The following is a 14,070-nucleotide window of genomic DNA, read 5'->3' on the forward strand; positions in this document are numbered from 1 at the left end:
ATGAAAGACATTCATCCATGAATATCATCGACATTAGTACATCCATGTACGTCAAAGCCCGTTACTGATGTAGCGGGATTTTTTGCTTTTTGGGGAAAATGCAGCGACTCACCAAGCAACTCGTCGTCTGACAGGCCAAGCAAGACTCACCTGCGCTGGCTCAATCCAACTTAAACTAAATTCCAACACCACTGCTCGCTCTGAGATTTTTTGCTTGTTTACACAAAAGCCCGATTCGTCAGAACCGGGCTTTTGTGGATTTGCTATGGACAAAATCTAGTTCACAAACAGATGGCGGTAGCATCGTGAGCGGTTTTAGCATTGAGTAGTAGAGACTCCACAATTTTGACTCGGTTGGGTTTTAACTCAAGCTGTTCAATTTGAAACCGTACGCGGGGTACCAGTTTGATAAGCTCAGCCGATGTAGGCTTTTTACCCGTCAATGCTTCTATTTCGAAGAATGAATCCGGTGAGAAAAATTGGCTTTGATGCTCTGTTGGTAACTGCACTTCTGCTGAATAAAGCCAGCCAGTTTCCTTACTTGCAAGGCTGTAGCTTAGGTTATGCGATACCGAAATGATTCGTTCACCGTCATGAACTCTCCATAAACAAAATAACTCGATCTGCTCGATATCGGGTGGCACTTCAACAAAGTAGCCAGCAACATCTGCAAGCTGTGCAATGGCAAAACGGTTGTCACTGATTTCGCCAATTTGGCACTCAGGTAAGTTCTTCTTTGTATTGCCTAGCTTAACCTCTACCGATAATGAAACGGGATCGAAGGCAGTAGAAACTGCCGCGTCGATAAACTTAAGTGTCGGATTGACATGAAAAATCTTATGGTTTGGTAAATCGTGTTTGGCAATATTCAATTGTTTGGATACAGCGTTCGAGATGGTCTCGTTTGCGCGGATTTGCAGATCATTCCAGCGAAACCAACGTGCTGCCTGCTGCGGCGTTAACCCATTCGCATAATGCATGATAGCGATGTGTTCGTTGATCATCGGTTGGGCATTCGGCATTAATGCATGAATGCGTTGTAACTCATTACGCCAGTTTTGCCATTGGTTGCCAAAACGCCGAGTCAGTTTGGCGTGAAGCCAGTTTTGGCATTTTGTGGTCATTTGAACTTGCTGGTTCACTTCATCAACGGTCAGCCAATCACCTGCCGCCAGCGTTGTTAAGGTTTGCTCTAATGTGAGCGCACCTTCCATGTCGATATCAAAGCCAAGGGCTCTACACTGCTGCTCTGATAAACCACACCGTTCAACCTTTAGGTAGTTTCGATAAGCGCTACATAGTTGCTCGTATTGATAATTGGTCGTGGGCCACATCCAACGAATCAGGTTAATTTGGCCTTTAGAAAGCAGATGTTCATCGATGGTAAAGTCATTTGCTGGCCGGCGGAAAATGTGTGTTTCTGATGCCGTGTTTGGGTTATTGCGGGAAAAAATCATAGGGTCGCCTTGTTCTGTGTGTCTGTGAGCAGCCTTGAGTGAATTTGTTGTTGTTATATCGTCTGGAAAATACAGCTCTATGGCTGCTTTTAACTCAATGCTGATGGTTAGAATATCAATGGATTAGAGCTTGGCGTTTAATTCGATAAGGCAACAAAATCAATTTGCTGAGCAGTTCAAAAAATTGGCCTTACCAAATTAAATTATAGTGATCTAGTTAAAATATGAGTCGCCTCAAAGAAGCGAACATTCGCACCAATAAAGGCGAATGCTTAACAGATCCCTAACAGGGATCTGTGGTAAAATTCGCCCAATTTCTATCGCCCTCACTTCAAAGAACACTAATGAATTTATTATTAAAGTTAATTATCGGCATTGCCGCAGGCCTACTTGCCGGTGCTTTTGCGCCTGAGTGGGTTGCGCGCATCTTGCTTACCATTCAAGAGTTTGTTGGCCAATTGATTGGGTTTACGATTCCGCTCATAATTTTGTTGTATATCGCGAGTGGTATTGGCGCATTGCCACGGCAGTCAGGAAAACTACTCGGCCATACTGTGGGACTTGCTTATGGCTCGACGGTAATCGCCGGTACGATTGCATTCTTAGTTGCTAGCCAATTGCTACCTGGCCTAGTTTCGCCTCATGCGCTACCTGATGCTGAGCGTGCTACGCAAATCGGGCCTTATCTACAAATTGCCGTACCGCCACCGCTGGGTATTATGACTGCCTTAGTGTTGGCGTTTGTGCTAGGTATTGGCATGAGTGCAATCCAATCGAAACAACTCTCGGTGGTGATTGAAGAAGGACGCTCCATTGTCGACTTATTACTAAGCAAGGTGATTATTCCAGCGCTACCGTTTTATATCGCAGGGGTATTTACGCATATGATGCTGGAAGGCTCCGCGGTATCAACGCTCAAAACCTTTGCTGTGGTATTGCTGCTTGCGGTAGCAATGCATTGGCTATGGCTTACTTCGCTCTATCTGGTGACTGGTATTATTCATAAAAAACCGCCGATCGTTTTGCTGAAAAATATGCTGCCAGCTTATTTCACGGCGTTAGGTACTATGTCGAGCGCTGCAACAATTGCGGTGTCACTACAAAGTAGTAAGAACAATCAGGTGAAAGAGCCTATCGCCAATTTTGCGATTCCACTTTGTGCAACCATTCACCTGTCTGGCTCGGTGATCACGATTGTGACGTGTACTACGGCAGTGATGCTGATGACACCGAGCTTAGGTGAACCAACGCTAGCGAATATTGTGCCCTTTATTATGATGCTGGGCGTGACGTTAGTTGCAGCACCCGGAGCGCCCGGCGGCGCGATTATGGCTGCGCTGGGTATTTTGGCGTCGATGCTAGGGTTTGATGAAGCTGCGATTGCGTTGATGATTGCGCTGTATTTGGCACAAGATAGTTTCGGGACGGCCTGTAATGTCACTGGTGATGGTGTTATCGCGCTGTGGTTAGATCGCTGGCACGGCGAAGCGACTGTCCAAGCGGCCTCTGCCTCAGAGGCTCGTGAGCAATTCTTGTAGGTGTTTAACCGGTATGGCATAGGAGATGGCGCTCGGTTTAGTGAGTGCCGACTCCTTGTTGCCGGTGAGAAGTACCTTATTTATCACAGCGATCACTTCGCCAGTTGTTTGGTCATAGACAGGGCTGCCGCTATTGCCCGGATAAGCCGTTGCATCAAGCTGATAGACTTCAAATGGGTGCTTCATACGCTTTAATTGTTTGGCCGTTAACTTACCCACTTGTGGTACGGGCAAAATGACTGGGGTTTTGGCGGCAATGATGCCGCGATGCGTGGTGGGATAAAGCCCAAGTACCGGCCCGATGGGAAATCCTGTAAAGGCGATTGCTTGCCCTTCCAGTACCGTTTGATTGGAAAAGCTGAGCGGAGGTAGCCGTTTTCCTTGAAACCGCACGATGGCTAAGTCGTGTTCGTCATCTTTTGCTACCAGTGTTGCTTTGTACACCTCAGAGGTTCTGCCGCCAGGCACAAGCACTGCAATCGATTGATTCCGTTCACTGTTTAAGTCTGGGATGGCGTGAGCATTGGTGGCTACCAGTTGGCCATTTCCAATCACAAAGCCAGTGGCACTGAGTGTTGTTTTCGGAGCACTTCGCGGATCATGTAAGCCAATACCAACAATGCTGGGTTTTACCTTAAGAATGGTTTTTGGGAGCGGATTGTGGGCGTGCACCGGTGAAGCAGAAAGACTAATTGTGATAACCAGTATCCATCTAATATAACGTGCAGCCTTGCTTAGCGTATTCATCCGATTTTATCCTGCTTATCTGCGTTTTAGGCATGTCAGTATAGCGAAACAGTACTATTCAGATAGCGTTAAATGATTGCAGTAGCAATTGACAACGTGATGCCTTTTTTAATGTGATCGATGTCAATATACCTGCCGGAAATGAATGTCAGTTTTTTTTACATCGGGGTATTTTTGGGAGGTTGAAGTATAGAGATGGCTTCCTTAAGTTGTTGTTTTAAAAGTCAACGTTAATTATGGCACAGTGAGTGCATTAGTCATCGCAACCAAACACTCTCTCGGAGAACGGACATGAAATTTACTAAACTTATGGGGCTGGCAGCAGCCGCAGTATTCGCAACAAGCGCCAATGCCGGCAAAATGGTATTGGATGATTTCTCTTTTTATTCGATTAATGAAGACACCCTTGTCGATGGCGTTTCAACAGTTGTTGGTATCAACAACGCTGGAGCTACCACAACATACACATTGACCAAATACGAAAGTTCTTCTGATGCGTTTACAGCTGACGCAACAGCTCTAAGCTCTGTCGCTGATGAAAAGGGAAACATTCTGAGCTATGAAAATGGTGGCTCTGCTTTCTCTAAGTTAGATATTGATTGGTCTGCGACTGACGGCATTCACCCAGAGGAATCTGGCACACCGTATTACGACATTTCAATGTGGGAAGGTTTTTACCTCGACGTAATTTTTGCAGATGCAACGCTACTATTTAGTGCCTCTATTACTGATATTTACGGTAACATGGTGTCGTTATCGGATAGTGTTGCTGAAACTATTAACGGCGAAATTGTTTTCATCGATTTCGACTTGTTTAGTGGAGATGCTGCAATGAATTTGTCACGAGTCGACTCTGTGATGATTAGTTTTGGCGGAGCATATGATGCGTTCACTAATCCGAACGGTGGTCTGGATGTAACTCTTGCCGAAGTAGGCCTTATCCCAGAACCAGCGATGCTAGCAGTATTTGGTTTGGGTTTAGTTGGCTTGGGCATGAGCCGCCGCCGTAAAGCTTAAACGTAGATGTAGAGCTTATTAAAAAAACCTGCTTCGGCAGGTTTTTTGTTATGTAAGTTTTAGCCCTTAATTATGGACAAATGCTCCGGTAGCATGTGCTTTCGTTTGTAGCTACTTTATTTCCAACTCCTCTAAGCTTTTTCTCACAGAGCGATATTGTACTGGGTTACTATGGCCTAAGCGGCCCATGAATACGGCTCTATTGACAGTATCTACTCCAAGCATTTGCTTTAGTTCAGTATCCATTTTCTGAGCATTTGTATTGGCTTTTACATCGGTTGTAAAACTAACACCATCGCGAATGTATTCAGAAAAGATAATCGGAGTTTGCTCGGGCTGAAAGCCCAATTGCACGATGTCGCTTTGTAGCCAGAACCGTTGTACTGCCCTGCCTGCGTTAACATAGTCTTCTAAGGTTTTGGGCTCTTGTTCGGCAATAATCACGAAGTGGGTGCCGCAACAAATTGCTGTCATGTAGTCCATGATTAGCTTGGGCCAAACGGTGCCAGCTAAGTAAGTGGCTACAAAATGGAATCGGTCCCAGCTTGCCAGTACCCACTCCATCATGATCACAGTTAACGGATCGAGCCCTAGCGCTTTAGCAGGAATCTTGTTCTTGCTAAATTCGCTGTTGGCTAATTGATTCGGGCTGCCATCATTCTTTTTAGCCGTGAACTCAATAATACGTGAATGGGTATCATAGCCTTCGCGCATTAGGTAGCGAGTTGTTGCATTACCGTACATCAGCTTGGCGATTTGCTTTTTATCGTCAACGGAATCAAGCCAAATGACCGAATAGCCCGTTGGCAAGCTTTGTTCAAGCGCTTGTTTATCAAGTGGAGACAATCCACTTCGGCTCATTAATTTACGTTGAACCGTTCGGGTTTTGATGGACGAAAATAATGGCTGTACTGCTGGCTCTGAGGCCGATAGGTTAACTTTAAAGGTTGGGTGTGAGCTGTAAGCTTCGTCCGTAGGCTGTTTACCAAAGCGATTTTCAACTAATTCGATCTGCGTGCTGAAGCCCTGTTGCAAGGCAGCAATTTCTAACGTTTCAAGTAAGCAGCCAAGAGCAAGCTTACTAGCATTACCTTTCTTGTCATAGACGAGCCAATCGCTTTCATCATGGCCATGAATAATAGCTTCAAGATCATTAACAAATTCGAATTGCCAGTTTTGGACATTGTCGCCACTTGGCGCCCAGCGGGCGTAATCGAAAATTTGCTTGATTGGAGAGTCTGACATATTGCCCCCGTTAGTTTTTAAGGACCACTCGTTTGGCGATGGCGAACATTAAACGCTGCCATGGATGACGATTACCAAATGGGCGCCAAGTTTTTACAAATTTGTCACGGTAGCCATCAAAGTGTAAGCCCCAAGGCGCTGCTAATACGGGGCCTCGATTTAGCAATATTTTAAGTGCATAAGTACCTGCAATTCCTGCACAGAACTTCACTGACATAGGAGTAGATGGCCCTTTCTTAGCCTGAAAATCTGCACGAGAAGGGTCGACGAGATAAGAGCGCTGTAACATGGCAGGGGAGAGGCCAATAAGGAAGTTGATGTACTGCTCTTCTTCTGTTTTTCGATCATTGAAGCGGAAGTATTCTTCGTAATTCATTTTTCCGGGCATAAAGCAAACAACTGATGTGCCCATGCCCAATGGTGCGGCGATAACAACGGGGATATTCTTTTCATAGCATTTGCTGAGAACCGTTTTTCGAGCTTCCAGCGCAAAAAAATCTAAGCTATCTACGTATATATCGACGCCTTCTAAAAATTCATCAACGTTATGCTCAAAAATCCCTTCAGGAAATACTTTTACATCAGCATCGGGGTTAATGTCTTTACAAACTTCTGCCATGACTTCAACCTTGGGGCGGTCGAGGGTCGACATAAATGCGCCGGCTTGGCGGTTAAAGTTATGCACTTCGAACTCGTCGAAATCTGACAAATTGAAATTCTGAATTCCGAGCCGAGCAAGAGTTACTGCATGTTCTCCGCCTACTCCGCCAGAACCAGCAATGGCTACCCGCTTATGTCGTAGAGTTTGCTGTTCACTTTCAGTTACCCAGCCGATGTTACGTGAGAAAGCCGATTCATAATCAAACATCATTCAATGTCCTTTTGATTGGGACTCAGTTGATTTGAGGGTTTTGCGCGACAATATCTTTGCTAATGTGTTTAAGCATCTTCTTAAACCCGCCCGATAAGCTTTTCATTAACATCTCACTGCTAATGTAATAAGGCGCGCGCTTACCGTGATATTCGATAGCTGGGCCAATTTGCGTGAAGGTGATACCAACAAAGCGCAAGCTGCGAGCTAATCTTGGCTCCATCATGACAAAGCAATGGTTTCGGCCCGTATTGAGCGCCATAGATGCTCCTGAAAGGTAAAGCCCAACAGCTATAAAAGGAAAGCAACGAAGCTCGGTTTCAGAGTAGGTTTGTTGGTTGATTTCACCCGTTGCGGCGCTTGGAATCTTATCGGCATTACGGCGCCTAAATTCTGCTGGTACTGCTAACCGAGATATTTCACAGATTTCTTCGCGCTTAAAGTTGCTTGGGTGGATCTGATTTTTTGAAATAGCGTCTGGGCAATATTCTTCAAGCGGTAGTTTTTCACTTTCGTTGGTGGAGTACACCATTCGGACTGTGCCTGCAATTTCTGCACGCTGTTTGTGCTCTATTAAGCAATGGAGTGAGTGCCGGTCGAATTTGTCGGACTCACGGCCTGACGGGTCCTTGTCCAAGAAACTGAGCTCGTCACAGTAAACTTGGTGACGAACCTGAAAAGCCTGATTGAGCATCTCGTCAGAATTGGCAACCTTGGGAGAGAAGTAAGTGGAAAAATGAGACGAAATGTCATCTACTTTTTGATCGAGTAGGTGGCGCATGATCAATTTGGTGACAGCGCCAATGAATGGCTTGTCGGCCAAGTGTCGTAAGGCTCTCATTATTATCCCTTGTTTTCGTTTTCGCATGATTTTTTGTTTGCGCGAATATCCTTGACGTAAAACTTGCCTCTGGCTGAAACAAGTTGTTATCCCTTGCGTTAGATTAGCTTAACATCAATTAGCTTTTACACAGATTTTAAGTATAACACCAGCCCTCTTACTCGCTCCTTCAGCATGATATGAGCGGCGGTAAATGCTACTCACATCATACTTACAGGCTAGTAAATACCTGTTGGCCCTTATAGTTGGTTAACAAGTGTCTTTTTGAGCTCTAGAAGTTTGTCGTCTGTAACTTGGGTTCGTTCAATAATGCGTTTCGCTTTAGGTTTTTGATCTGTGGCGATAAGTGCTTCTGCATAATGGAGTGCAAGTTCTGTGTTATCGGTTTGAGCAAGGTAAGCGGGCTCAAGAATGGTGAGCGCTTCATTCGCTTTTCCTTGGCGTAATAAGCTCAAACCATAGGTGTCGGCAACGACTGGGTTTTTATCTGATAGTTGATATGCTCGTAAGGCGTGAGCTTCAGCTTGGGGGTATTGTTTTGCTTCAATTTGCAGCCATGATGTGTTGTTTAGGGCGATAACGTTATCTGGAGATTCAGCCAGTGCAGATTCGTAATGGTCAATAGCTTTACCTGAGTTGCCGCCGGCCATTGCAAGCTCTGCCAATTTCAAATGAATAGGATATTTTACTTGATGGTTGGCTAGTTCCGTATCAAGTAACTGGCTTGCTTTGTCTCGTTCGTTGTTCAGTTCGTAGGATTTAGCCAGGTTAAGCAGAGAGTCTAGACTTGGTTGTGCTTGGTAATACTTCTGCCAGTGCTCAGCCGCTTGAGAATAAGCTTTGTTTTCCATTGCGATTCGAGCACGAAGCCTAGTTGCAACATGGTGATTAGCGAACGGTTCAGCAACTGATTGTAGAGTTGTATTTGCAGCATTGATCTGGCCATTATCAAATAACATGACTGCTTTTAATAGATTGAAGGATTGATCTTGAGGAAACTGTTTCACTGCAAGTTCAGCGTACTTAACGGCATCGGCAAAGTTGCCTTGTAACTCGTTAACAGCAATGAGGCGCTGATATGTTTGTTTTTTATTAGGCTGACTAGCAAGAATAGGTTTATAGGCTGCCTCTGCTTTATCGAAACTGCGAGTTTGAACCAATAAGTCGCCCAGCAACATATTAGAAGCGGAGTGATGTTGGTCTTCACCGAGCGCAGATAGAAGAGCTACCGCTTCAGGAATTTGATTGGAGGAAGTTAACAAAGCTGCATTACCCCAAGCTAGATTGGCCGAGGTAGGTTCGTCTTTACGTAGAGACTGAAAGAGCAAAATTGCTTGGTCAATATGTTGATAGCGAATTGCGTGGTTAACGAAACTACTCACAACATAGAATTTGTTGGCATTGTGTTGCAGGTTTTGTTTCTGCAATTCAAATGCTTCACTTTCTTTCTCTTGTTCCAGCAGCAGCTTGATTTTACTGAGCAGAGTTACTGGCTCATTTGGTGTTATCGTCAGGGCTTTATCAATCTGAGTTTCTGCTGCGTCAAAGTTGCCGAGTTTTTGTTCCACCATGCCTTTTAGGGCGTAACCTCGAGCATCTTCTGGGAATGCTTGAATCATCTCGTCAGCGGCTTGACGAGCTAGATCGTCCTCTCCTCGCTGGAGTAGGCTATATACCAAGGCCAACCGAGCTTCCGTTAGATCTGGGTTAAGGCGAATGGCTTGCTCTAAATCATCAAGGCCTGAAGTGTCTTCATTGCGTAGTTTGAGCAGGCCGAGTTGAGCCATTCGGGCACTGCTGTGATCGAGCTCGGCTGCTTTTTCTGCATAACCCAGCGCTTTTTCTTTGTCGCCAGATTTAGATAACGCCGAGGTGGCGGATGCGAACAAGGCGGCATCGGAGTCTTGTAGCTCAGTCAGTTGATCGAGTGTGAGTAACGCTTCTTCCGTATAGCCCAGTTGCAGCTGAAGGTAGGCGTAAATTCGAGCTGTAATATGATCATTAGGCAAGTTCTTTTGAACCTGCGATAAATGGCGATAGGCTTGCTCCAAATCGCCTTGCTTCATTGCGGAAATGCCTGCAACAACGAAGTTTGCTACCGAGCTTGAACCATTCTGAATAGCTTTAGTTGAGTGAGTTTGTGCGCCACCAAAGTCTTGTCGAGAGTGCAGTACGCGGGCTTTGTATTCGTTAATTGTTGGGTGCTCTGGCGCGATAGCCAGCAGTTGATCTATGGCTGGTTCAGCCTCTTCAAATTTATCTTGCTTGAGTTGGCTCTGAATTTTATAGATGGCATAGCGAGGCTCTCCTGGGGCTTGCTTCATCATTTTGTCAAAGGTTGACTCCGCCTGCTCGTATTGCTTCTTCGCCATGAGTAAATGGCCTTTAAGCAAGTAAGCTTCAATGGTTCCGGGGGCCACAGAAATAATTTCATCAACTGTTTGAAGAGCCACTTTTAGGTTGCTTTGCAGATCGGCCTGAGTGCTCGTCGAGAGGTTGAGTGCTGTCTGGCCTAAACGGGCGTAAATATTGTCGGCTTGTTTCTGCTCGGCAATATTCAAGTAATCTTGTGCTTTATCTTGCTCGCCCCGTTGAAAATAACTCAGAGATTGAATTGCTGACATTGTCGCTGCGGCCTCAGGCGACAACCTTTGGTATTCTTCTGCGAGTTGCTCGATTTCTCGAAATTTGGATGTCTTGTAGTAAGTAATCGCTAATTTGGGGGCGAGCTCATTAGCATCGGCACTGTCATTCAAAGCCTTGAGGTATTCTTTTTCGGCAAACTCAAATGCGCCTTGTTCATAATAAATGTCGCCCAATGCTTGGCGTGCAACAATATTGGTGGGAGCTTGACGGAGCGAGTTTTTAAGCTCAATGACGGCGGCATTCTTGTCACCAGAAGCTAAATATTGTTGAGCGCTGGCCAGATACTGTTCAGAGGTTTTTTCTGCACCACAAGCTGCTAAGGTTAATAACGTTGCTGCAGTGATGGGTTTGAGCAATCCTTTCATTTTATGGCCTTGTTGAAGTCTGAGAATCCCTTTAACCTGTCAAGATAACGCCGTTAACCGCGTTTTAAAAGCTAGAAGGACTGAAACTTCGACTTTTTAACGGCCTGAGATGGATTTGAGGATCAAAAGTGTTGTCCGAATCGAAAAGTTATTTAGATATCAAGGTATCCCATCGATCATACTCTGCTGCTGCTCATGCCATAGGCGAGCTAGCACCAATTTGGCAACAACTAGAGTCAAAGGCTGAAACACATTTCTTTCTATCTTGGGCATGGATTGAATCTTGGCTGAGGATCTCGCCCCTCCCGTTGCTAGTTGTTGAGGCTAAAAGCCAAGACCAAACCGTTGGCATCGGCCTGTTTAGTCAACGTGTTACCAAGAAATTTGGCCTAATACCTATTCGGCAACTTTGGCTGAATCGATGCGGGGATGGACGGCATGATCAAATTTGGATCGAATATAACGACTGCTTGTTGAGGAGAGGGGAAGCGCCGCTTACTCGCCAAGCTATTTACCAATATATATTTCAACATGAAAATCTGTGCGATGAGCTGTACATAGGACTAACTATTGATAGCGCTTTGCCTATTTTTTGCGACAGCAACTTAAACTGCCGAACGTTGATTGAAAGTTTCGGTTTTACTAAGAACATAGAGCAATGCTCTCAGGATACTCTTTTATCTGATTTTTCGAGCAATACTCGTAAACAAATAAAGCGCTCCGTTAAGTTGCTGGGCGAAAAGGGAAAGGTAGAAATTCGCCCTGCACAGGGGGAGCATCAAAAGGAGCTTTGGTTTGAGCAAATCAAATCCCTTCATTTGCAAAAATGGCGAGACTCTCAATGGGGCAGTGGTTTTGACAATGCTCTGTTTCATGATTTTCACCAAAAGCTAATCCGCTCGAAAGGGAGTGGTGTTGAACTTCTTGCTCTGGTTATCGATAAGGAGCCAACTTGCTTTCTCTATAATCTCCTTGATGAGAACAGCGTTTATTTCTATCTTTCGGCTATCCCTCCAGAGCGTGATAACAGAATAAAACTCGGCTTAGTCGCTCATACATTAGCGATGGCCCGTTACGCGCAACAGGGCTTTAAATGCTATGACTTTCTTGCGGGAGAGAATCGTTATAAGCAGTCGCTATCAGACACTCGCTATTCTATGAGATTGGCTTGCTACCACCGGCGGAGTTTCACCGCCAAAATAGAGGGACTTCTAAGGCACATAAAGTCATGGGGTAAAAGATCTAATTGACCTTTTGTTGGTTGCTAACTACACCTCCATCGGACGCGAATTAGCGTGCCCTTTATCAGGCTGCTGGCGTTAAGGTTTTTTGGAATAGTGATCGCCGATGAGGGCTTGGTAGGTTTGTTGCCCCGCCTCATCAAAGCTGAACGTTTTAGCGTGGGTTAGGATTGCTTCTGCAGCCCAGTCCATTGATTGTGCTTGGTTAATCACCCGAATCAATTCCGCTTGAGATATCTCCTCTAGAAATAGCCCTGTTTCCTCGGTAATTACATCTAGTAAGAATCCTGCCTTAATTGATGCCACGGGGAGCCCATAGCTAATGGCAAGCATCGCTGTACCCGAAGTTAGTATTTCTGAATAGGGCATGAGCATTAAATCACTAGCAGCAAGGTAGGTCGGTACTTCTTCATCGCTAATAAAGCGGGCATCAAGCCGGATGTTGGGGTTTTTCTCTGCGGCCTCGGATATCTGGGCCTCATAATCAGATTCCTTGAATTTTCCTGCGATAAGCAGTTGCACGTCAGAGTGCTCGGCCACGCTAATGGAATCCATTAAAAACCGGATATTTTTATAGGGCCTGAGCTGCCCGAACATTAGTAACGTAAACTTGTCTTCGGGAAGGTTGAGTCTTTCTTGTGCTGAGCGCTTATCAACTTTGGGGCCGTAGTAATCTATCCAGTGGCCATGAGGGATGGATACACACTTAGTCCTGCTGCTGGGAAAGTTACTATTAAGTACTTTTTGAGCATTGCGGCCATGAACAAAAATAGTTCCGCTCAACCAGATGGTGAGCTTGCGCGCCCAAAAGTCGATCCAAGCTGACTCACATCTTTCGTGAGGCAATAGGTTATGCGCTGTCCAAAAAATGACAACTCCTTTAAGTCGAAGAAGTATCAAGCTAAAGGAGTATTTGATTAGGCCAACTAACGCCTTAACGGTGCTTTTACCATTAGCTTGATAGATAAACGAGGGCCAGTGGATGTGAATGGTATCCCCTCTGCGGCATTGACTTAGCAGCCAGGAAAGTGACCACTGCCCGGAGAGCACTTCAACCCCCTTTTTCGACAGAACCTCATACAATGGAGATGTGTATGCTCCGGCCTTGGGGAAGGCAATTAATCGCTTCATGTTCGTTGGTCCGTCAAAATAGCCAGTTATCTGTTCCGTAAATATTCTTCACGTTTCTTAAAATTGAGCTTTAGCAATGCCATGACAGTTCGGAAGTTGATCGGAAACTGTTTGTGCTTTAGCAAAAAAAAACTCATGTAAAGCACAGGGAAAGCCCTATAAAGAAAGAATCTGTGATCCCGAGTTAACATCTTGGAGTAACTAAAAGTGGGTGTTTTTTCTCGAAACATCAGAGTCTCTGACAAACATCGTTGTTTACCATAACAGAGGGTCAATGCTGATAATGCCCAGTCATAAGCGTGAAATATCTCATCGGGAAAGCAGTCTAAGATTACCTGACGGCGAAATACGCCATACATCCGGGAATTATCAAAGGGGTGAGATAAATAGCTGACCAAACGTTCGGTTTTATCGTCCTGTTCAATCGAAAATGCTCCCTTGGCCAAGAAGGTTGAGCCGTCTTCATTTTCGAATTGGCACTGGCTATTGCATGAGATTAGGCCAAGATCTTGTTCCAGCTCGTTGAGCGTGTGAGTCAGAAAATCCTCTGCAAGGTAATCATCACCAGCCAACCAGCAAAAATAATCAGTGTCTGCTCGTTCTACTAGATAAAAGAAGTTTTTGTAGTAGAGGTTTTTCTCTTGGCGAATGATCTCAATTCTATCGTCTAGACGCTGGTAATCTTCGCAGATTGCCCAAGTATCATCGCTCGAACCATCGTCAGAAAGAATCAGTTTGAAGTTGGTATGTGTTTGAGCAAGTATTGAGTCGACGGCTCTTCTTAACGTTCTGCCATTGTTATAAAGAGGCATCCCTATGGTGACAGTTTTCATCATGCCCTATTGGCCTATATAGTTGGAAACCATCACCGGGAGAAATGCGCTCTTGCCCGAGAAAGGTCCTTATGCACTCCTATTGCTGGAGTTTCCGTTGTATTCCATTTCTTATTTTAGCCCTATAACATGCCAGAA

11 protein-coding genes are annotated in these 14,070 nt (G+C 45.1%); 3 read left to right on the forward strand and 8 right to left on the reverse strand.

Annotation, left to right across the window (positions count from 1 at the left end; all coding sequences use genetic code 11):
• Nucleotides 1-281: 281 nt before the first annotated feature.
• Nucleotides 282-1,457 carry a hypothetical protein gene (locus K0504_RS11205; protein ID WP_220104287.1) on the reverse strand — a complete coding sequence of 392 codons (1,176 nt, stop codon included), beginning with the start codon at nucleotides 1,455-1,457 and terminating at the stop codon, nucleotides 282-284.
• A gap of 344 nt (nucleotides 1,458-1,801) precedes the next feature.
• Between K0504_RS11205 and K0504_RS11210 the strand changes: the two genes are divergently transcribed.
• A complete protein-coding gene (locus tag K0504_RS11210) occupies nucleotides 1,802-2,995 on the forward strand; it encodes a dicarboxylate/amino acid:cation symporter (RefSeq protein ID WP_220104288.1) in 1,194 nt (397 codons plus the stop codon).
• On the opposite strand, the gene K0504_RS11215 is transcribed toward K0504_RS11210, so the two are convergent.
• Nucleotides 2,969-3,742 carry a S1 family peptidase gene (locus K0504_RS11215; protein ID WP_220104289.1) on the reverse strand — a complete coding sequence of 258 codons (774 nt, stop codon included), beginning with the start codon at nucleotides 3,740-3,742 and terminating at the stop codon, nucleotides 2,969-2,971. The genes K0504_RS11210 and K0504_RS11215 overlap by 27 nt on opposite strands.
• A 291-nt stretch (nucleotides 3,743-4,033) precedes the next feature.
• On the opposite strand from K0504_RS11215, the gene K0504_RS11220 reads away from it, so the two are divergent.
• A complete protein-coding gene (locus K0504_RS11220) occupies nucleotides 4,034-4,759 on the forward strand; it encodes a PEP-CTERM sorting domain-containing protein (RefSeq protein WP_220104290.1) in 726 nt (241 codons plus the stop codon).
• A gap of 111 nt (nucleotides 4,760-4,870) precedes the next feature.
• On the opposite strand, the gene K0504_RS11225 is transcribed toward K0504_RS11220, so the two are convergent.
• From K0504_RS11225 to prsT, 4 genes are all read right to left on the reverse strand, one after another.
• A complete protein-coding gene (locus tag K0504_RS11225) occupies nucleotides 4,871-6,004 on the reverse strand; it encodes a nitroreductase family protein (protein ID WP_220104291.1) in 1,134 nt (377 codons plus the stop codon).
• Nucleotides 6,005-6,014: 10 nt separating this feature from the next.
• Nucleotides 6,015-6,872, reverse strand: a complete 858-nt coding sequence (locus K0504_RS11230; protein WP_220104385.1) for a ThiF family adenylyltransferase — start codon at nucleotides 6,870-6,872, stop codon at nucleotides 6,015-6,017.
• A 25-nt stretch (nucleotides 6,873-6,897) separates the two neighbouring features.
• Entirely contained in the window at nucleotides 6,898-7,716 is an 819-nt protein-coding gene (locus tag K0504_RS11235; RefSeq protein ID WP_220104292.1) for a PEP-CTERM/exosortase system-associated acyltransferase, read from the reverse strand.
• 239 nt (nucleotides 7,717-7,955) lie between these two features.
• Nucleotides 7,956-10,727: an XrtA/PEP-CTERM system TPR-repeat protein PrsT gene (gene prsT / locus K0504_RS11240; protein WP_220104293.1), complete on the reverse strand. Its 2,772-nt coding sequence runs from the start codon at nucleotides 10,725-10,727 to the stop codon at nucleotides 7,956-7,958.
• A 131-nt stretch (nucleotides 10,728-10,858) separates the two neighbouring features.
• On the opposite strand from prsT, the gene K0504_RS11245 reads away from it, so the two are divergent.
• The gene (locus K0504_RS11245; protein ID WP_220104294.1) at nucleotides 10,859-11,977 is read left to right on the forward strand and encodes a GNAT family N-acetyltransferase; all 1,119 of its coding nucleotides are present in this window, start codon (nucleotides 10,859-10,861) and stop codon (nucleotides 11,975-11,977) included.
• A 69-nt stretch (nucleotides 11,978-12,046) separates the two neighbouring features.
• On the opposite strand, the gene K0504_RS11250 is transcribed toward K0504_RS11245, so the two are convergent.
• On the reverse strand, nucleotides 12,047-13,099 hold the full coding sequence (locus K0504_RS11250; RefSeq protein ID WP_220104295.1) for a glycosyltransferase: 1,053 nt from the start codon (nucleotides 13,097-13,099) through the stop codon (nucleotides 12,047-12,049).
• A 26-nt stretch (nucleotides 13,100-13,125) separates the two neighbouring features.
• Nucleotides 13,126-13,935, reverse strand: coding sequence for a glycosyltransferase family 2 protein (locus tag K0504_RS11255; RefSeq protein ID WP_220104296.1), 810 nt, complete (start codon nucleotides 13,933-13,935; stop codon nucleotides 13,126-13,128).
• Between the last annotated feature and the right edge of the window lie 135 nt (nucleotides 13,936-14,070).

The sequence above is a fragment of the Neiella holothuriorum genome (assembly GCF_019457915.1).
Classification (GTDB): domain Bacteria; phylum Pseudomonadota; class Gammaproteobacteria; order Enterobacterales; family Neiellaceae; genus Neiella; species Neiella holothuriorum.

Excerpts from the sequence above, each read along its gene's own strand:
- K0504_RS11225 (WP_220104291.1), bottom strand. The coding sequence starts at position 6,004 with ATGTCAGACTCTCCAATCAAGCAAATTTTCGATTACGCCCGCTGGGCG.
- K0504_RS11235 (WP_220104292.1), bottom strand. The coding sequence starts at position 7,716 with ATGAGAGCCTTACGACACTTGGCCGACAAGCCATTCATTGGCGCTGTC.
- K0504_RS11205 (WP_220104287.1), bottom strand. The coding sequence starts at position 1,457 with ATGATTTTTTCCCGCAATAACCCAAACACGGCATCAGAAACACACATT.
- K0504_RS11220 (WP_220104290.1), top strand. The coding sequence starts at position 4,034 with ATGAAATTTACTAAACTTATGGGGCTGGCAGCAGCCGCAGTATTCGCA.
- K0504_RS11215 (WP_220104289.1), bottom strand. The coding sequence starts at position 3,742 with ATGAATACGCTAAGCAAGGCTGCACGTTATATTAGATGGATACTGGTT.
- K0504_RS11230 (WP_220104385.1), bottom strand. The coding sequence starts at position 6,872 with ATGTTTGATTATGAATCGGCTTTCTCACGTAACATCGGCTGGGTAACT.
- K0504_RS11250 (WP_220104295.1), bottom strand. The coding sequence starts at position 13,099 with ATGAAGCGATTAATTGCCTTCCCCAAGGCCGGAGCATACACATCTCCA.
- K0504_RS11210 (WP_220104288.1), top strand. The coding sequence starts at position 1,802 with ATGAATTTATTATTAAAGTTAATTATCGGCATTGCCGCAGGCCTACTT.
- K0504_RS11255 (WP_220104296.1), bottom strand. The coding sequence starts at position 13,935 with ATGATGAAAACTGTCACCATAGGGATGCCTCTTTATAACAATGGCAGA.
- prsT (WP_220104293.1), bottom strand. The coding sequence starts at position 10,727 with ATGAAAGGATTGCTCAAACCCATCACTGCAGCAACGTTATTAACCTTA.